At 63.6% G+C, this 16892-nt stretch carries 20 protein-coding genes; 13 read left to right on the top strand and 7 right to left on the bottom strand.

What is annotated here, in order from left to right; translation table 11 throughout:
• The first annotated feature begins 147 nt into the window (after positions 1-147).
• On the top strand, positions 148-768 hold the full coding sequence (locus PSV26_RS15945; RefSeq protein WP_300572105.1) for an HNH endonuclease: 621 nt from the start codon (positions 148-150) through the stop codon (positions 766-768).
• Between the two features lies 1 nt (position 769).
• On the opposite strand, the gene PSV26_RS15940 is transcribed toward PSV26_RS15945, so the two are convergent.
• Together PSV26_RS15940 and PSV26_RS15935 are read right to left on the bottom strand one after the other, a co-directional pair.
• Positions 770-1192, bottom strand: coding sequence for a hypothetical protein (locus tag PSV26_RS15940; protein WP_300572103.1), 423 nt, complete (start codon positions 1190-1192; stop codon positions 770-772).
• A 224-nt stretch (positions 1193-1416) separates the two neighbouring features.
• Positions 1417-1719 (bottom strand): hypothetical protein, encoded by a 303-nt coding sequence (locus PSV26_RS15935; RefSeq protein WP_300516824.1) that lies wholly within the window; start codon positions 1717-1719, stop codon positions 1417-1419.
• Between the two features lie 341 nt (positions 1720-2060).
• On the opposite strand from PSV26_RS15935, the gene PSV26_RS15930 reads away from it, so the two are divergent.
• Together PSV26_RS15930 and PSV26_RS15925 are read left to right on the top strand one after the other, a co-directional pair.
• Positions 2061-2486 (top strand): CopG family transcriptional regulator, encoded by a 426-nt coding sequence (locus PSV26_RS15930; RefSeq protein ID WP_300572101.1) that lies wholly within the window; start codon positions 2061-2063, stop codon positions 2484-2486.
• Between the two features lie 35 nt (positions 2487-2521).
• On the top strand, positions 2522-3607 hold the full coding sequence (locus PSV26_RS15925) for a PHB depolymerase family esterase (RefSeq protein ID WP_300572686.1): 1086 nt from the start codon (positions 2522-2524) through the stop codon (positions 3605-3607).
• Between the two features lie 139 nt (positions 3608-3746).
• Here PSV26_RS15925 and PSV26_RS15920 read toward each other — a convergent pair whose 3' ends face one another.
• Both PSV26_RS15920 and PSV26_RS15915 read right to left on the bottom strand, forming a co-directional pair.
• On the bottom strand, positions 3747-4964 hold the full coding sequence (locus tag PSV26_RS15920; protein WP_300572099.1) for an MFS transporter: 1218 nt from the start codon (positions 4962-4964) through the stop codon (positions 3747-3749).
• 107 nt (positions 4965-5071) lie between these two features.
• A complete protein-coding gene (locus PSV26_RS15915; protein WP_300572097.1) occupies positions 5072-7525 on the bottom strand; it encodes a transglycosylase domain-containing protein in 2454 nt (817 codons plus the stop codon).
• Positions 7526-8014: 489 nt separating this feature from the next.
• On the opposite strand from PSV26_RS15915, the gene PSV26_RS15910 reads away from it, so the two are divergent.
• Positions 8015-8359 carry a hypothetical protein gene (locus tag PSV26_RS15910; RefSeq protein WP_300572095.1) on the top strand — a complete coding sequence of 115 codons (345 nt, stop codon included), beginning with the start codon at positions 8015-8017 and terminating at the stop codon, positions 8357-8359.
• On the top strand, positions 8356-9390 hold the full coding sequence (locus tag PSV26_RS15905; RefSeq protein ID WP_300572093.1) for a radical SAM protein: 1035 nt from the start codon (positions 8356-8358) through the stop codon (positions 9388-9390). Before PSV26_RS15910 ends, PSV26_RS15905 begins: the two co-directional genes overlap by 4 nt.
• A gap of 120 nt (positions 9391-9510) precedes the next feature.
• On the opposite strand, the gene PSV26_RS15900 is transcribed toward PSV26_RS15905, so the two are convergent.
• Positions 9511-10089, bottom strand: coding sequence for a DUF2889 domain-containing protein (locus PSV26_RS15900; RefSeq protein ID WP_300516642.1), 579 nt, complete (start codon positions 10087-10089; stop codon positions 9511-9513).
• Between the two features lie 242 nt (positions 10090-10331).
• Between PSV26_RS15900 and msrB the strand changes: the two genes are divergently transcribed.
• The 6 genes from msrB to PSV26_RS15870 all read left to right on the top strand — a co-directional run bounded on the left by msrB (position 10332) and on the right by PSV26_RS15870 (position 14022).
• Positions 10332-10823, top strand: coding sequence for a peptide-methionine (R)-S-oxide reductase MsrB (msrB, locus tag PSV26_RS15895; protein WP_300572091.1), 492 nt, complete (start codon positions 10332-10334; stop codon positions 10821-10823).
• A 50-nt stretch (positions 10824-10873) separates the two neighbouring features.
• A complete protein-coding gene (gene msrA / locus PSV26_RS15890) occupies positions 10874-11569 on the top strand; it encodes a peptide-methionine (S)-S-oxide reductase MsrA (protein ID WP_300572684.1) in 696 nt (231 codons plus the stop codon).
• Positions 11570-11744: 175 nt separating this feature from the next.
• On the top strand, positions 11745-12341 hold the full coding sequence (locus tag PSV26_RS15885) for a cytochrome b/b6 domain-containing protein (RefSeq protein WP_300572089.1): 597 nt from the start codon (positions 11745-11747) through the stop codon (positions 12339-12341).
• 36 nt (positions 12342-12377) lie between these two features.
• Positions 12378-13169 (top strand): molybdopterin-binding protein, encoded by a 792-nt coding sequence (locus PSV26_RS15880; RefSeq protein ID WP_300516635.1) that lies wholly within the window; start codon positions 12378-12380, stop codon positions 13167-13169.
• Between the two features lie 80 nt (positions 13170-13249).
• Complete coding sequence (locus tag PSV26_RS15875) at positions 13250-13486, top strand: pentapeptide MXKDX repeat protein (protein WP_300516633.1); 237 nt, start codon at positions 13250-13252, stop codon at positions 13484-13486.
• 104 nt (positions 13487-13590) lie between these two features.
• The gene (locus PSV26_RS15870) at positions 13591-14022 is read left to right on the top strand and encodes a MerR family transcriptional regulator (RefSeq protein ID WP_300572087.1); all 432 of its coding nucleotides are present in this window, start codon (positions 13591-13593) and stop codon (positions 14020-14022) included.
• 3 nt (positions 14023-14025) lie between these two features.
• Here the strand turns inward: PSV26_RS15870 and PSV26_RS15865 are convergent, their stop codons facing one another.
• Both PSV26_RS15865 and PSV26_RS15860 read right to left on the bottom strand, forming a co-directional pair.
• Positions 14026-14436 (bottom strand): nuclear transport factor 2 family protein, encoded by a 411-nt coding sequence (locus PSV26_RS15865; RefSeq protein WP_300572085.1) that lies wholly within the window; start codon positions 14434-14436, stop codon positions 14026-14028.
• 314 nt (positions 14437-14750) lie between these two features.
• On the bottom strand, positions 14751-15212 hold the full coding sequence (locus PSV26_RS15860; RefSeq protein WP_300572083.1) for a nuclear transport factor 2 family protein: 462 nt from the start codon (positions 15210-15212) through the stop codon (positions 14751-14753).
• A gap of 241 nt (positions 15213-15453) precedes the next feature.
• Between PSV26_RS15860 and PSV26_RS15855 the strand changes: the two genes are divergently transcribed.
• The gene (locus tag PSV26_RS15855) at positions 15454-15738 is read left to right on the top strand and encodes a DUF4389 domain-containing protein (protein WP_300516622.1); all 285 of its coding nucleotides are present in this window, start codon (positions 15454-15456) and stop codon (positions 15736-15738) included.
• A 384-nt stretch (positions 15739-16122) separates the two neighbouring features.
• Complete coding sequence (locus PSV26_RS15850) at positions 16123-16794, top strand: hypothetical protein (RefSeq protein WP_300572081.1); 672 nt, start codon at positions 16123-16125, stop codon at positions 16792-16794.
• The last annotated feature ends 98 nt before the right edge of the window (positions 16795-16892 follow it).

Genomic DNA, 16892 nt, shown 5'->3' with positions numbered 1-16892 from the left:
CTTGGGGTTGGCGCAACCTAGCCAGCCGTTCGAGCCTGTATTCGCTCCCTGACTCGGTCTATGCTGGGAGCTTGATATTAGAGGCGCCAATTGGCTCATAGAGGGAATACCTGTCAGCTACACTTTATGACGAGAAGGAATCGACCCATGAATAGCCTCGAAGAATTTGAGTTTTGGTGCGGTGAATATCGCGACAATCCCGACATCGCACCGAGTGAGACACAGCGATTGTTAAAGAAGATGTGCAAAGACAACAACCCGTACGCACTTAAACACTTCCAAGAAATGCAGGGTACGCAGTCGGGACGAGCGTGGCACGAAACCGAGCTTGTAGAGATGCTATCGCGTGAACTAGCTGTAGAAAATCAATCGTGCAGCGTAAATGTCGATGATCTCGACGGCAACGATTGGGGTGCGCGAATAGGTGCAATCAATCCCGAGCTGGTGTCAGCAGGATTGCTGTCTCCGGTGCCTGATCCATCGAAAGCGGACTATCCACTGGATTGGGCTGAGGTATCCACTGCGCTGAAGAATCTGCGCGGATGGCGCTGTGGTCATTGCGGCTATCAAAAGTTGTACTCTGGCCTAATGCAGGTGCACCACGTCGATGGTGACAAGTTAGACAGTCACCCAGCCAATCTGGAGGTTCTATGCGCCAAGTGTCATGCTGACAGGCACCGGACCTCGGTGTTATGGCCTCACGGCGTGACCGAAGATGAAAAAGAAGAGCTGAATCGCCATCATGCTGTGCGCCGCCACAGGAGATAGATCAGATGAACGCTTTATCGATGCCCCACACTATCATTGCGGCGCCGAAAATAACGCAACCGACAGACAGCGCACCCAACATGAAACAGAAATACAAGACGAGTCGCTTATATTTTCTGTTTCGCTCCTGAATGTATGTTCCGTAGGGAATAAAGAGAAGCGTTGCGGTGATTAGGCCTATTAAAAACGCGTTCAGCGCCGTCACCCCGTAAGGTTTGAAGACAGGTAATACGGTTTTCCCCACAATTGCTTGAAAAAAGCCAAGCATTGCAACAACCCCGGCGCTGTTTAATACGGCTAACCCCCTTATTCCGGCATTGATTACCGTATGCCTTACAGCCACGATGGAGCGCCGATCATCTCGATCTGCTTTTGCCTCATCGGTGAGGGCGCCCCTCGGTTTTCGCGGCTTTACACGTTCCATCGGCGTATCTTTCTCTCAAGTTGGTCAATCAAACTCATTGGAGCTGGACGAAATGATGGTCGAGCTTTGCCCCCCGTTCGAGTAACACGGGGCTGCAAATAGCATTAAACGTGAAGTATGGAGCTCGGGTTACAACCCGTCATCCTGCAATCAGACTAGGCAAACGCACTCTTATTCATGACGCAGCATCACCCAAGCTGCTCCAGCAAGTTGAAAAACACTTCTCAAGCCTGCCAAACCCCATACCCCAACTCCCGCAACGCAATCCCCAACTCCACCTCCATGTCCCGCGCGCCTTCGTACGGCATGGGGTTGTACATGGCGTACAGGCCGGGTAGCAGGCGCACACCCCACTTCTGCACATACACGTTGGACTGGATGCCGGCCTTGTGTTTGTCGAAACGCACATCGGGGTCCAGCCCCGTCATGCCGACGTACACAAACGGTTTGCCGAGCTGGTAGTCGGGGTTGGCGCGGCGGAAGCGCCCCACGTTCCACACCTCGTCGGACAGTTCGATCACGTACACGTGGTAGTGGTGGCTGCGCGGGGTGCGTGGTGGTTTTTTGGCGCGCGGTTTGGCAGGCGCAGCCTCGGCTTTTGCGGCCGGCGGGTTCTTCTTTTGGGGGGTCTTGCGGGGCGCGGTAGCCATGGTGGGGGAAGTATGCGGCAAGTGAACGGACGCCCGGTTTGCTACCAGATTAATAGCTGCCCGCGCCCGCCCGGTAAGGGCTGAAGGCCGCTTTCATTCATCAAATATCGCATCAGAGGGCCGGGCGCCGCTGTCCCTGGCCCCTCATCGGGAGGCAAGGCATAAAACCACAGAAACCATCTATAAACCATCCATCCAGATGGTGCTAAGATGATTTCATGCCCAAACCCAGCAAAAACTCGCAGACCTCCCCGCCCCGGCCGGTGGACGAAAAAATCACCATCAACCTCGGGTGTGTGGATCTGGGCCAGATCGACCTGCTGGTGCAGGAAGGGTTTTACGCCAACCGCACCGACCTGATACGCACCGCCATCCGCAACCAGCTCAGCGCCCACGGCGAGGTGGTGCGCCAGGTGGTGTCGCGCAAGACGCTGGTGCTGGGCATCCAGCATTACAGTCAGGCCGACCTGCTGGCCGTGCAGGCGGCCGGCGAGAAGCTGCAGATCCGCGTGCTGGGGCTGGCCTCGATTGCGCCCGAGGTCACGCCCGCGCTGGCGCTGGCCACCATTGAATCTCTCACCGTGCTCGGTGCCCTGCATGCCAGCCCCGCCGTCAAGGCCGCGCTGGTGCAGCGCATGGCCTGACCCCTGAACAGAACCGAAAGAGCCTGATGAACCCGATGAGCCCCGACTTCCAGCAGATGATGCGCAACGCCGTAGACCTGACCCGCAGCGGCGACCTGCGCGCCGCCACCGCCGCCATACAGGCCGCGCTGGCGGGCACTGCCCCGGCCGCTGCCCCAGCGGCCCCTGGCGCGATGCGTGCCAGGGCGGAGGTGATCGACGTGGTGGCGCGCGAATTGCCCGACACTGATGCGCCCGCGCCGCCGCGCCCCGCCAATGACACGCCTGGCCCCGGGCGCTTCATCGCCGGCAGCCACAGCGGCGCTGCCGGTCGCCGCGACTTCAAGCTCTATATTCCGCCGGGCGCGGGGCAGCGTGCGCTGCCGCTGGTGGTGATGCTGCACGGCTGCACCCAGACCCCGGACGACTTTGCCGCCGGCACCGCCATGAACGAACTCGCCGCCGCGCAGGGCTTTTATGTGCTGTACCCCGCGCAGTCGCAGCAGGCCAACCCGCAGCGCTGCTGGAACTGGTTCAAACACAACCACCAGGCGCGCGGCCGTGGCGAGCCGGCGCTGCTGGCCGGCATGACGCGCGAGGTGATGGCCGCCCACACGGTGGATGCCGATCGCGTGTATGTGGCCGGCCTGTCGGCGGGCGGTGCCATGGCGGCGATTCTGGGCAAGGCCTACCCGGATCTGTATGCGGCGGTAGGTGTGCATTCCGGCCTGGCCGCCGGCAGCGCGACCGACCTGCCCTCGGCCCTGGGCGCCATGAAAGGTGGCGGCCAGCCCGCGCCCGACAGCGCCAGCGCCAGCGGCGTGGCCACCATTGTTTTTCATGGCGACGCCGACACCACGGTGCACCCCGCCAACGCCCAACAGGTGGTGGCGGCCAGCGCCGGCCCGGGCAGCAGCGTGGATGTGGAGCAGCTGGCCACGCCGGGCGGGCGTGCCCACACACGCAGCGTGCACCGCGCGCCCGATGGCACGGTGGTGGCCGAGCACTGGCTGGTGCACGGTGCGGCGCACGCCTGGTCAGGCGGCAGCACCCAGGGCAGTTACACCGACGCGCACGGCCCCGACGCCAGTGCCGAGATGCTGCGCTTTTTCATGGCGCATCCGCGCCGGCCGGGCCACTGAGGACGGCGCTTATTGAGCGTTTCAAAACTCGTGACAGTCGGACCGCTCAACCCCTCACCCCGACCCTCTCCCAAAGGGCGAGGGTGAGAGCAGTCCAATTCACTGTCGTGTATTTGGAAAAGACCACTCATCTGCTGCGCTACGCATCGCGCCGGCGCAGCGCCCAGGCGAAAAACACACCTTCGGCCGCCATCACGGCGCCGCCCAGCGCCACCACCGCGCCGGTGCCGATGCGGCTGATCAGGCCGGCGGCCACCACCACGCCCACCGACTGGCCCAGGAACAGGAAAGAAGCAAACAGCGAGACGGCCGTGCCGCGCGCGCCGGGCGCCATCTGGGTGGCGTTGGCCTGCATGGTGTTGTGGAACATGAAAAAACCAAAGCCGGCCAGCAGGCTGGCGGGCACGGCGGGCAGCCAGTGCGGCGTGAAAGCCAGCACCAGCGCGCACAGCCCCACCAGCAGGCCGCCCAGCAGCACCAGCCTTTGCTGGCCGAAGCGGTGGATCATGTGGCGCCCGACCGCCATGTACATCACCCCGCCCAGGCCGAACAGCGCCACGATGGCGCCGGCCAGCGACAGCGACAGGCCCAGCGAGCGGTGCAGGTGCGAGGCCCAGATGGCCAGCACGCCAAAGCCCGCCGCGCCTTCGACCAGCGCCATCAACAGCACCACGCGTGACCACGGGCCGGTGATGATGAGTAGCGCCTGTTTCACAAAACCGTGCCGCGCGCCGGGCACGGCCGCTGCTGGCGCCGGCACAGCCGGGGCCGCCTGCTGCCGGCGCCAGTCGCCCCACAGCAGCGAGCCGACCACGCCGAACAACAGCGTCAGAAAGGCAAAGGCCCAGCGCCAGCCCAGCGCGTCGGTCAGCAGGCCACCGGCAAGCTGGCCGCCCACAATGCCCAGCGTGCTGCCCAGACCGGTGCGGGTGAGCATTTCCTGCAACTGGTCGGACGGCACGGTGTCGCCGACCCAGGCCATGGTGAGCGGAATCAGGGCGGCGGCGCCCAGCGCCATCAGCAGGCGCGCCCACACCAGCATGTCCAGGCTGGTGGCCAGCGTGGCCGCAACGCTGCCGACGCAGCAACCCAGCGTGGCAAAGGTGACGATACGGAACTTGCCGAACCGGTCGCCCAGCGGGCCGTAGAACAGCTGCGCCACACCGTAGGTCACCGCAAACACCGACACCACCAGCGCCGCCTGCCCCAGGCTGACGGCAAACACGCGCGACAGCTCGGGCAGCATGGCGTCGCAGATGCGCTGGGCCGACATGCTGGCAAAAGTGGCCAGCGACAGCAGCACGATGGAGCGGCGCGTGGCCGCGGACAAAGGGGCAGAAACGGAGGGGGTGGTCACGCAGCAAAGAAGTTGGTTGATGCGCTGCAAACCTCAAGGGGCAGGCGCCGGCCCATTGTAGGCAGGCGTCGGCAAACGCGCTTGGCGCGCAGGCGCGGCCGGCTCGTTTAGCGCACCTGGCCGGGCGGCAGGGGCACGTACTGCGGCTGGCGTTCGCCCTGCGGCAGGCCGATCACCACACCGGGCTGTGCGCCGCCGCTGCCGCCGCCCCCCGACGTGGGCCGGGCGCCGGGGATAGGCTCCCAGCGCGGATCGCCGCCCGGCGGCGGTGGCGCGGACGGTGGTGCCGGGCTGTACACCGGCGGGGCGTAGACGGGTGGCGGTGGCGTGTACGTCGGCATGGCCTGCTCTTCAGCTGGCGGCTGACGCGGCGTGACGGGTTGCGACGGCGACGGGAAAAGCCCGCGCAGCCAGTCGTTGACCTGGTCGACCACGGGCAGCTCGGTCACCGGCTCGGCCTGGCCGCTGCCGCGCGGCGCGTCAAAGCGCGCATTGGTGTCCACCACCCGGGTGCGCAGCGCCTGCTGGAAAAAATCGCCCACGATGGGCAGCGCGCTGTGGGCGCCCTGGCCCCAGTAGTCGCTGAGCGTCACCCGGTTGTCGTTGAAGCCGACCCAGGCGCCTGCCACCAGTTGCGAGTGCATCAGCACAAACCAGCCGTCGGTGTTGTCCTGTGTGGTGCCGGTCTTGCCGGCCACGTCGGCCTGGATGCCGAAACGCGAGCGGATGCCGGTGCCGGTGCCGCGGTCAATCACGCCGCGCATCACGTCCAGCAGCACCTGCGCAGAAGGAATGGACAAGGCTTGTTCAGGCACCGCGGCCTGGAAGGTCTGCAGCACCTTGCCGTTGCGGTCTTCCACGCCGGTGATCAGGAGCGGCTCGATGTAGCTGCCGCTGTTGGCGATGGTGCTGTAGGCCGAGACCATTTCCCTGAGCGTCACCGGGCTGGTGCCCAAGGCCAGCGAGGGCACCACGTCGAGCTTGCTTTGGCGCACCCCCATGGCCTGCGCCAGGCTGGCCACCTTGGCCGGGCCGACGCTCTGCATGACCTGGGCGGTGATGGTGTTCCTGGAAAAAGCCAGACCGTCGCGAAGCGTCATGGGCGCGTAGGTGGGGGTACCGCTGTCCCGCGGGCGCCAGACGGCGCCGTTGCCCAGCGGAATCTCCACATCGCCATCGATGAAGGTGTCACCGGGGCGTGCGCCGTTTTCAAACGCGGCGCCGTACACAAAGGGCTTGAAGGTCGAGCCCGGCTGGCGCCGCGCCTGCTGCACGTGGTCGAACGGGTCCTGCACAAAATTGCGGCTGCCCACCCACGCCCGCACCTGGCCGTTGCGCGGGTCCATGGCCACAAAGCCGGCCTGCAGCCGCGTCTTGTCCTGGCGCAGCGCCAGCATGAAGGCCGTGTCGGCCTGCAGCTGCTTGAGGGCGACCTCGTCGGTCTGGCCGGACTCGCGGGCGGCCTTGTACTCGGGGCTCTCGCGCACAAAGGCTTTCACGATGTCTTTTTTGGCGGCCCAGGCGCGCGGCCCCCATTCGCCGTTGGCCACGCCCTGCAGCTTGTCGGCCTGGCGCATCAGCGCCTGGTTGGCCTGGGCCTGCAGCCGCGAGTCGATGGTGGTGCGCACCACCAGCCCGTCGGCGTAGATGTTGTAGTCGTTGCGGTCGGCCCATTCGATCAGCCAGCGGCGCACAAACTGGGAGAAGTGCGGCGCGGGGCCGAGCGGCTCGGTCTGCCGTTCGAAGTCAATCTTGAGCGGACGCTTCTTCAGGGCCTGGAACTTCGCCTCCGGCAGCTTGCCGTGTTTGACCATCTGGGCCAGCACGGTGTTGCGGCGCTGCGTGGCGCGCTCGGGGTTGAGCACCGGGTTGTAATAACTGGTGCCCTTGAGCATGCCGATCAGCGTGGCGCTTTCCAGCACGTCGAGCTTGTCGGCCGACTTGTCGAAGTAGGTGCGCGCCGCCATTTCAATGCCGTAGGCGTTGTACAGAAAAGGCACGGTGTTGAGGTAGGTCTCGAGGATCTCGTCCTTGGTGTAGACCGCCTCGATCTTCAGCGCGGTGATGGCTTCCTTGATCTTGCGCGTGACCGTGGCCGAGCGCCCGATCTCCTTGGGATACATGTTGCGGGCCAGCTGCTGCGTGATGGTGGAGCCGCCCTGCAGGTCGCCGGTGAAAGTCTGGAACACGGCCGAGGCGGTGCGCTTGAAGTCGATGCCGTGGTGCTCGTAGAAGCGATGGTCTTCGGTGGCCACCAGCGCGGCCAGCACGCTGGGCGACATGTCGGCCAGCTTGACCCAGTCGCGGTTGGCGCGCTTGAACACGGCCAGTTCCTTGCCGTCGATCGACAGCACCCGGGCGGGCTTTTCTTCCTTGGCCTTGCGCAGGTCGCTGATGCTGGGCGTGAAGGGAATCAGGACCAGCGCATAGAGAAGCAGCAGCGCAGGAATGGCGGCCACCGACAGGGCCACGCCGCGCCGGGTGGGGTTGCGCAGGTGATGCAGCGCCTGCGCCAGCAAGGGCGTAACAAAAAGTTGAATGCGGGAGAGGAGGTTTTTCATCGCCTGCAAGTGTAGGCGCTGCAAATGAAGCGGTCCGTAGGATAGCTTCTGCAGGCGACAGAAGGTACAAAACCGCCTGTTGGGGGAGCCGGATGCCGAGCTTCCGGACTACGGCATGAAATCATTGCATCACCCATTTTTGCGCAAAGGAAAAAGGCGCTATTTGTTTATAACCAATCACCGTATGACTCCGCACCCTTGCGCGCGGGAGCGGGTCGCTCCAGCTCACCCGACTTTTTTACGCGGCACACCGCCCGTACCCACCGGTACCACCACCTTTTCCCTGCAAGACATGGCGGAAGCAGATTGCGGGACATGCGGGATACCCCGGCAACCAAAAGCAGTAATTCACAGCAAATAGTCGTCTTCTCACACGTAAATAGTGCGTGACAGCCGATCACTGCCTGACTAATATTGAATGCGCATTTTTACTGTTTCCAATTCTTGGTACCAACTGAATTTTTCAGTTCAACAGAAGGAGTCGTCACCATGGCTGAAATCAAAACCACCAACTTGTCACTGCTCGCTGACGGCAAGACCATTGAAATCAAGAAGCCTTCCAAGCTCAACTTTGAGTTCAACAAGGCCCTGCAAGACGACGCACAGTTTGCAAAGTTCGCCACTGACCCTGCTGCATTTGCCAAGAAGTTTGATCTGACCATTGACCCCTCCGTTTCAGGCGCATTGGCAGGAAAGCTCACGGGTGTGAAATCCCTGGGGGATCTTCAGGCACTGTACCGGGGCGGTGACGACGGTGGCGCCGGTGCAACCGCCTGGGCCGTCGCCGCGGGCGCGTATTCCGTTGCAACATCCAAAATCGCTGTAGCATTTTGAACAGTACCAGCGCGGTGCAGCCGAGCTCGCTTGCGCTGCACGTCACCTATACCTGCCCCCTGACCTGCAAACACTGTTGTTTCAAGTCCAGCCCCAGCAACAAGGATAGGCTCGACTACGATCTTCTGGCACAAACGATAGAAGCGCTTGACGCGTCAAAGTATCGTCTGGTCGCATTTACGGGTGGCGAGCCCATGTTGCTGGGCAGCAAGCTCGTTGACCTGGTTTCACTCGCCAGCCGTCGCGGCTTCAAAACCCGTGTGGTTTCCAGTGTGCACTTCGCTGTTCGCGACAACATCGCCTCTTCACGCCTGACTGCCCTGAAAAAGGCGGGCTTGGATGAACTGTCCATCAGCTGGGACGACTACCACGAAGAATTTGTATCGTTCGAGAACGTACGGCGGGCCGTTCGTATTGGCCTAGAGCTTGGAATCGGCGTTGCCATATCGGCCACGGAAGACCAGGGCTCCAAGTGGAACTCTGCCCGAATCAGGTCTGAACTCGGTCCGCTCGCAGACGCGTTGCTGACAGTCTGTGACTCCCCCCTGAATAAAACCGGTCGCGCCGAAATTGACTTGCAGGACAAGCAGAAACTGGCAACTTCCCATCTGGGGCCCTGCCCCTATGTACTGACGGGTCCCACCCTGTCTGCAAAAGGCAAACTGCTGGCCTGCTGCGGCGTTGTGCCGGAAATCCCGTCGCTGGTCATTGATCCGCATTTTGAGCCTTCCCACCTTGACGGGGCCATGGAGAAAGCGCAGAAATCGGTGCTGCTCAATTGGCTGTACGTTCACGGGCCTTTTCACCTCATGAAGACCATCGCGGCTGAAAACGGCCTGCCCGAACCCAGCAGCCTGGACGTGGGAGGCAACTGCGAGGCTTGCCAGAACGTGTTGACGGACCCCACCTACACCCGATTTCTGCCCGATACCTTGAGTGCCCATGCCGATTCGGTCGCCGGCAGCCTTCACGCACTGGATGCGCTCGGCCTTCTGCAGGACGGGCGTCCCATTCAATTCATGCCGGCCTGATGCAGTGTGCCGTGCACCTCACGTGCACGCTTACGCTTACGCTCACGCACGACACCGGGCTTGGCAAGCCAGCGGAAATCCCAACGAGAACCGGTGAACAAAGGCCAGCCGGTCCACGGGTCAATCTTTTCGGGCCAGCGGCTGCCAGCCGGCAAACCTGGGGTAATGGCGCTGCACCACCGTGCCATCGAAATCCCAGGCGATGCACTTGCCCAGGTGGTAAGGCGGCTCGGCATTGGCGGACTCTGCCAGCCCGGCCTGCGCGCGCAGGTGGCCGCGGTACACCGGCACCGTCTGGTACGCCGCCGTCGCCATGTTGAACAGCATCTCCCGCAGGTGGGTGCAGCCACGTATGCCGCCCAGCGCCTTTTCGATCGCCTGGCGCCAGCCCGGCCCCATGGTGACACCCACCATCCGCTGCATTGGGTCGATGCCCTGCTGGCACTCGTCAAACGGGGCGTGGTCGCTGGCGCTGGCAATGTCACGAATCACCAGGCCGTCGTCCACCGTGGCGCGTATGGCCATGCCGTGGATGGGTGTGCCCGGCGGCACCTCGCGCTCGGAGCGGACATGCTCATAGGTGCGCACATCGGTCATTTCGGCCTCGATGTCCCACAGGCCATCCTCGCGTTGGTAGCCGCGGTAGACGACGGCTCGGGTGTGCAGGTGTTTTCGGGCTTGCGGTGCGGGCAGGGGCATGGGGGGCTTCGTTGAACGGTGAAAGCTGCATTTTCCCAGACTGTCCGTCCGGGGTTCGCCGGCCCGCCCGCCGTCAGGTTTTTACGGCAGTTGAATCGCCCGTCCGTCGGGCTGCGTATCCCTGTCATGCGGAGAGCCATAGCCCTGCTGGCGTTGCTGCTGTAAGAAAAACCCGGCCCCGTCGACCAACAGCCGGTGCAGAGTTGCACCTGAGTTCCCCAGACCATGCATAAGGACACCCCATGATGAGCCGAAGACATACCCTGCTGGGCCTTGGCGCTTTCTCCGCCGTTCTGGCGAGCGCGCGCGGCCTGTTCCCGAGCTCGGCCGCCCATGCCGCGCGCAGCTATGAAGTCACGCACACCGATGCCGAGTGGCAGAAGCTTCTCAAGCCCGACGCCTACCGCGTGTTGCGCAAGGCGGGCACCGAGAGGCCATACACCAGCCCGCTGAACAAGGAAAAGCGCGCCGGCGTGTACACCTGTGCCGGCTGCGCCCTGCCGCTGTTTTCCTCAAGCACCAAGTTCGACAGCGGCACCGGCTGGCCCAGCTTCTGGCAGCCGCTGGAAAAAGCGGTGGTCGAGGAAAGCGACACCACCCTGTTCATGAAACGCACCGAGGTTTTGTGCCGCCGCTGCGGCGGCCACCTGGGCCATGTGTTTGACGACGGCCCCAAGCCCACCGGACTGCGCTACTGCATGAACGGTGTCTCCCTCGACTTCAAGGCTGCATGAACATGAGTATGCGCAATTCACTGGTTCTCATGGTCGGCGGCGTGTTGTCCATGTCCGCCTGGGTGTATGTGGGCGGCGGCAGGAGCGCCAGCGCCGCGTCGTCAGAGGCGGCTGTCGTGCTGCCCGCACCGGCATTCGACATACCCGCACCGGCGCAGGCCGGGCGCGAAACCGCGGTGTTTGCCGGCGGCTGCTTCTGGGGCGTGCAGGCGGTGTTCCAGCACACGCGGGGCGTGCTCAACGCCGTGTCGGGTTACGCCGGCGGCGACAAGGCCAGCGCCAACTACAACCTCATCGGCTCAGGCCGCACCGGCCACGCCGAGTCGGTGCAGATCACCTATGACCCCAGGCAGGTTTCTTACGGCAAGCTGCTGCAGATCTATTTTTCTGTCGCGCACGACCCGACCACGCTCAACCGCCAGGGCCCGGATTCGGGCACGCAGTACCGCTCGGCCATTTTTTACCAGAACGCCACGCAAAAGCAGGTGGCTGAACGCTACATCGCCCAGCTTGAGGCCGCGAAGGTTTTCCCGGGCAAGATCGTGACGCAGCTCACCCCACTGGCGGCGCCGCTGGCCTTCTACCCGGCCGAGGCTTACCACCAGGACTACGCCACCCTGAACCCGCGCCAGCCCTACATCGTGCGGTTCGACCTGCCGAAAATCGCCAACCTCAAGACCACCCTGCCCGAGCTGTACCGCGACAAGCCCGTGCTGGTGCTGGACGCGGGCAACGCGCCCAAATAAGTCGGGCGCCCTCACCCCGCCGCCCCAGGCCCGCATCTGCGGCGCGGGCGGCGCGTCTCCACGCGGCCCGTGAATCCACCCCGGGCGCAGAAATAAATTTTTCCATCCCTGTAATAAATGCGGACCTGCTGCGACCAACGACCAGTACAGCAAACAACAGGCGCGAGCATCTACCATGAACCCCAGCAAACAGACAATTCACCCCGGGTGGCTACGGCTCATGCACTGGCTCAATGCCCTGGCGGTGGTGGTCCTCATCATGAGCGGCTGGCGCATCTACAACGCCACGGCCTTCCTCGGCTTCTCCATCCCCGGCGAGCTCACCCTGGGCGGCTGGCTGGGCGGCGCGCTGCAGTGGCATTTTGCGGCCATGTGGGTGCTGGGCATCAATGGCCTGCTCTACCTGGCCTTCAACATCGCGACCGGCCGCCTGCGGCGCAAGTTTTTCCCGCTCTCGCCGCGGGCCTTCGTGGCTGACGTGCTGGCCGCCCTCAAGGGGAAACTGGCGCATGCCGACCCGCAGCACTACAACATGGTGCAGCGCCTGGCCTACCTGTTTGTGATGGCCGACGGCCTGCTACTGGTGCTCTCAGGGCTGGTGCTCTGGAAGTCGGTGCAGTTTCCGCTGCTGCGCGAACTGATGGGCGGCTACGAAGGCGCTCGCCTGTTCCACTTTTTTGCAATGGCCGCACTCGCCGCGTTCGTGGCGATCCACCTCGTCATGGTGGCTCTGGTGCCGCGCACCCTGCTCTACATGGTTCGCGGCCGCTGAACCGCCCATCACCCGATTGCCGCAAGGAGTTGTCCCATGATCATCCAGTCCCCTCCCCGCATGGACATCGACGGCGCCGCCGTGCTCGATGAAGCCACCGCGCGAATTGCCCACGCCCACAAGCTGGGCAGCAGCCGCCGCAACTTCCTGCGCGCCTCGCTCACCCTGGGCGGCCTCTCGATGCTGACCGGATGCGTGCTGGACGACAGCGAAGGCATCAGCTCCGCCCTGACCCGGATTTCGCGCGTCAACGACGACGTGCAGGGCTGGCTGTTCGACCCGACGCGCCTGGCGCCCACCTACCCCGAATCGATGATCACGCGCCCCTTCCCGTTCAACGCCTACTACGGCGAAAACGAAGTCCGCCAGGTCGAGGAAAGCGGCTACCGGCTCGAAGTCACCGGCCTGGTCGCCGACAAGCGCAAGTGGTCGCTGCCCGAGCTGCGCGCCATGCCGCAGATCGACCAGGTCACGCGCCACATCTGCGTGGAGGGCTGGAGCGCCATCGGCAAATGGGGCGGTGTTTCCTTTGCCAGCTTTCTGCGCCAGGTGGGTGCCGACACCAGCGCCAAATATGTGGGCTTCAAGTGTGCCGACGACTACTTCACCAGCATCGACATGCCCACCGCACTGCACCCGCAAACCCTGCTGGCGCTGACCTACGACGGCCAGGTGCTGCCGCCCAGGTACGGCTTTCCGATGAAGCTGCGCATGCCCACCAAGCTGGGCTACAAGAACCCCAAACACATCCAGGCAATTTTTGTGACCAACACCTACCCTGGCGGCTACTGGGAAGACCAGGGCTACAACTGGTTCGGAGGCAGCTGAGCTTGCTCAGCGCCCCTGACACAACGGCAATCCCGCCGTTTTCATTCGACGATTGATCCACTCCAATTCAAGGAATTACCATGAACAAATTGACCGCTTCCCTTCTGTCTGCCTGCCTGCTGTTCGCCGGCGCCAGCGCCTTCGCCCAGGATGCGATGAAAAAAGACCCTATGGCGAAAGACGCCATGGCCAAGGACACCATGGGCAAAGACACCATGGCCAAGGATGCGATGAAAAAGGATGCCATGAAGAAAGACCCGATGGCGAAAGACGCCATGGCCAAGGATGCCATGGCCAAGGATGCGATGAAAAAGTAATTTCCCTTCGCCTGCCGGGCAGGGAGCGGGCGCCGCAAGGCGCTGCTCCCTGCCCGCGACGGTCGGACTTGAAACCCGCGCTGCGCTGCGACAGAATGCAGCGCATGGCTGCCCGCACCCCCCTTCCTTTTCAGAACACCCCGACGCTGCGCATCGGCGAACTCGCGCGCCTGAGCGGACGCAGCGTGTACACCATCCGCTGGTACGAAGCCCAGCACCTCATGCCCGGCGCCGCGCGCGACGCGGGCGGGCGGCGCGTGTTCTCGCAGGCGCATGTGGAATGGCTGGGCCTGCTGAGCCGCCTGCGCGCCTCGGGCATGAGCGTGCGCGACATGCAGGCCTATGCGCGCCTGGTACGCCAGGGCAAGGACACACTGGCCGACTGCCGCGAGATGCTGCAGCAACACCGCCTCAAGGTGCAACAGCGCGCCGACCAGCTGAACGAAGCCATGGCGCTGGTGAACCACAAGATCGCGCTGTACGACAAGTGGCTGGCCCGCGCGGCAACCGGAGACAGGAAGACCAGGGCCGGTTAACGTTCAAGCCGGGGCGTCCAGCACAGCATCCACCAACTGTGTGTCCAGGTACTCCACCAGTTCCCTGAGCTGGCCGCCTTCGAAGCGGCAGACATAACAGTAGCTGTTGTTGTAGGGCTTGCCTTTTTTCGTGCTCACCTGGCCGCGGCACTCCACCACGACGATGTCGCCCTCGGCGATGAAACGCGTGGCCTGGTTGGTGTACTGGTCGGCAAACTGCGCAAACAGCGGGCGAAACAGCTCGTCCCGCACCACCTGTTTGCCTTCGTAGCGTCGCGACCAGGCCCTCCGGCCCTGCAGGATCCAGCAGAAGTCATCGGCCATGGCGTCCACAAAAGGCCGGCCATTGCCTTGCGCCAGTTCGGCAAAGATGGCCTGCATCCGCTGTTTGTTGGTTGACGATTCGGTGCTCATGTTGAGGACCCTTTCATGCAAAAAAGTTGAAAAGACCCCGATTGGAAAAGCTCGAGTGCACTCGAAGTCAAGCACTCCCCCGACGACACCGTGTTTGTGCCGTTTGAATCGGTGGAAATCCATCTGGCTTTGTTCAAGTGCGCGGCCCGAACGGCGTTGCCAGCCCCCCTCCGATGCAGAAGCAGAACGTGTGAAACGTTCGAGCCACGCGCTTCAGTCAAGCGCGGGTTTGGTGAATTTATTGAATGAAATCGGGCACAAGCCCATGCGGAATGGACGCGAGCAGCTACGCTTTTAATAGCAACAGGCGCCGCCTACGACGCCACCACCGAATGCCACCAGATCCTGAAGTCGCGGCACAGGCCGCCGGCTTCAAACCCGGCCACCGCCACGCCGTCGAGCACCAGGCGCGGCAAGGGGTCGCCCGGCTGGCGCGCCAGCTGGCTGGTTCCGGTGGAGGCGGCCCACATCGCAAACATTTCTTCCGAGGTGACCTGGTAGGTGGTGTGCCAGTGCGCCATGCCGCGCAGCGCCTCGGCATGCAGGATGTCGAAGGTGAGCACAATGTCGGTCTGCAGCTTGACGCGCTGCCAGTACTGCCGGATCTGCGCGTGCCCGGTCTGCACCGCAAACGGCGTGTTGTGGTACTGGCCGTCTTCGGTGAACAGCGAGGCCAGGAGGAACTCGTCTCTGGTTTCCCAGGCTTTTTTGTAGTTTTCCATGAAGCGCTGCATCAGCATCTTGGGGCCTCCATTTTTGATGTTCTCGTCGCTCATCACACGCCCCATCCTGCCAAACGCGGCGGAGCCTCCTGACCGAAGGATAAGTCATGAAAGAAGAAATGGAAGAAGGGGAACAGAAGAAGAACTTGCCCGGCCGGAGAACGGGTTTGCGCAGCTGCTGGCCTGCGGCGAAACCATTTTTTCGCACAACCCGCTCAGGAACAGGGCTTGATGCAGGTCAAGCCTGCCGCCGCCTTGGGCGTGCACTATTTCCGACTACCCCGAAGGAGCCGACATGACCGACAACACCCTCGTCACCCTGCCACCGCCACGCAAACTGTGGGTGCGCGCCCTGCTCATGCTGCTGATGTGCGCGGCCTTCCAGCTGGCCGCCTGGGTGCTGGTGGCCGTTGCGCTGCTGCAGCTGGGTTTTGCCCTTTTCACCGACCAGCCCAACCCGCGCCTGCAAGGCTTCGGCCGCAGCATGGGCCACTACCTGGCGCAGATTGCGGGCTTCGTCTGCTTCGCCACCGAGACCCTGCCCTTTCCCTTCAGCGACTGGCCGCCTGCGGATCTGTGAGTAGAGGTGCTGGCAGACCCCTTCAGAAATCTGCCACGGCGGCCAGTCCGGAGCACTGTCCACTCCAGCCCGACCCGTACCGGCGCAAGGCATGGGCGTTCCGTTGTCCTGAAATGGCCGGCTTTTAGCGCGACGGGTGAAGTGCAGACGCCGGACGAAACGGCGCTGCCGATGGTTTGCCAGCGCGCCCGTGGACCGGAAAACCGGCGAAAGCCGCGCGAACGGCGCCCGGGGGGTGGGTCATCCCGAATGCAGCAGGAGCCCAAGTGCGGTTCAATCATCCTGCGCTGATCGCAGCGGGAAAGCAGCAAACCTGAACGGCGCATCCCAGCCCACCCATTTCCACATCTACCCATCACCCTCCCACCTCAAAGGACATCCACCATGCGCAAGTTCCGAACCCTTGCAGCCGCCGGCGCCACGCTGGCGCTGCTGGCCGCCTGTGCCACCACGTCAAACGGCCCGATGAGCTTTTTTGTGACCAGCGTGGGCAGCGGCAAAGGCGCCGACCTGGGCGGCCTGGCTGGTGCAGATGCCCACTGCCAGAAACTGGCCAGCGCAGCAGGCGCCGGCAACAAGACCTGGCGCGCCTACCTGAGCACGCCCCCGACCTTTGCCACAGCCACCGCACCCGCAGCGGCCGCCACCCACGCGCGTGACCGCATCGGCAACGGCCCCTGGTACAACGCCAAGGGCATGCTGATTGCCCGCAACCTGGACCACCTGCACAACGGCAACAACCTCGGCAAGGAAACCGCACTGGACGAACGCGGCAACGGCATCAAGGGCCGCGGCGACACGCCCAACGAACATGACATGCTGACGGGTACGCGCTCGGACGGCACCGCTTTTGCACCGCAGACCGACACCACCTGCAAGTCGTGGACCAGCTCCACCGACGGCTCGGCCATCGTCGGCCACCACGACCGCGTTGGCCCCAACACCGACAACTGGGCCAAGTCATGGAACTTCTCGCACCAGTCGGCCGGCTGCAGCCAGGAAGCGCTGGTCCGCACGGGCGGCTCAGGCAAGTTCTACTGTTTCGCAGCAAACTGATCTGCCGGGGCGGCAGCGCTCGCCCCGCCTTCCCGGCCTTGCGCCGGGTATCTGCGCCGTGGTCATCTACAAATCGGCCTCCAGCCCTTATGCCGCGT

The organism is Polaromonas sp., assembly GCF_029945685.1.
Classification (GTDB): domain Bacteria; phylum Pseudomonadota; class Gammaproteobacteria; order Burkholderiales; family Burkholderiaceae_C; genus Polaromonas.
This window is presented reverse-complemented; position numbering and strand designations above follow the sequence as displayed.

Coding starts and splice junctions, on each gene's coding strand:
- PSV26_RS15945 (WP_300572105.1), top strand. CDS start 148: ATGAATAGCCTCGAAGAATTTGAGTTTTGGTGCGGTGAATATCGCGAC.
- PSV26_RS15940 (WP_300572103.1), bottom strand. CDS start 1,192: ATGGAACGTGTAAAGCCGCGAAAACCGAGGGGCGCCCTCACCGATGAG.
- PSV26_RS15930 (WP_300572101.1), top strand. CDS start 2,061: ATGCCCAAACCCAGCAAAAACTCGCAGACCTCCCCGCCCCGGCCGGTG.
- PSV26_RS15925 (WP_300572686.1), top strand. CDS start 2,522: ATGAGCCCCGACTTCCAGCAGATGATGCGCAACGCCGTAGACCTGACC.
- PSV26_RS15915 (WP_300572097.1), bottom strand. CDS start 7,525: ATGAAAAACCTCCTCTCCCGCATTCAACTTTTTGTTACGCCCTTGCTG.
- PSV26_RS15910 (WP_300572095.1), top strand. CDS start 8,015: ATGGCTGAAATCAAAACCACCAACTTGTCACTGCTCGCTGACGGCAAG.
- PSV26_RS15900 (WP_300516642.1), bottom strand. CDS start 10,089: ATGCCCCTGCCCGCACCGCAAGCCCGAAAACACCTGCACACCCGAGCC.
- msrB (WP_300572091.1), top strand. CDS start 10,332: ATGATGAGCCGAAGACATACCCTGCTGGGCCTTGGCGCTTTCTCCGCC.
- msrA (WP_300572684.1), top strand. CDS start 10,874: ATGTCCGCCTGGGTGTATGTGGGCGGCGGCAGGAGCGCCAGCGCCGCG.
- PSV26_RS15885 (WP_300572089.1), top strand. CDS start 11,745: ATGAACCCCAGCAAACAGACAATTCACCCCGGGTGGCTACGGCTCATG.
- PSV26_RS15880 (WP_300516635.1), top strand. CDS start 12,378: ATGATCATCCAGTCCCCTCCCCGCATGGACATCGACGGCGCCGCCGTG.
- PSV26_RS15875 (WP_300516633.1), top strand. CDS start 13,250: ATGAACAAATTGACCGCTTCCCTTCTGTCTGCCTGCCTGCTGTTCGCC.
- PSV26_RS15870 (WP_300572087.1), top strand. CDS start 13,591: ATGGCTGCCCGCACCCCCCTTCCTTTTCAGAACACCCCGACGCTGCGC.
- PSV26_RS15865 (WP_300572085.1), bottom strand. CDS start 14,436: ATGAGCACCGAATCGTCAACCAACAAACAGCGGATGCAGGCCATCTTT.
- PSV26_RS15860 (WP_300572083.1), bottom strand. CDS start 15,212: ATGAGCGACGAGAACATCAAAAATGGAGGCCCCAAGATGCTGATGCAG.
- PSV26_RS15855 (WP_300516622.1), top strand. CDS start 15,454: ATGACCGACAACACCCTCGTCACCCTGCCACCGCCACGCAAACTGTGG.
- PSV26_RS15850 (WP_300572081.1), top strand. CDS start 16,123: ATGCGCAAGTTCCGAACCCTTGCAGCCGCCGGCGCCACGCTGGCGCTG.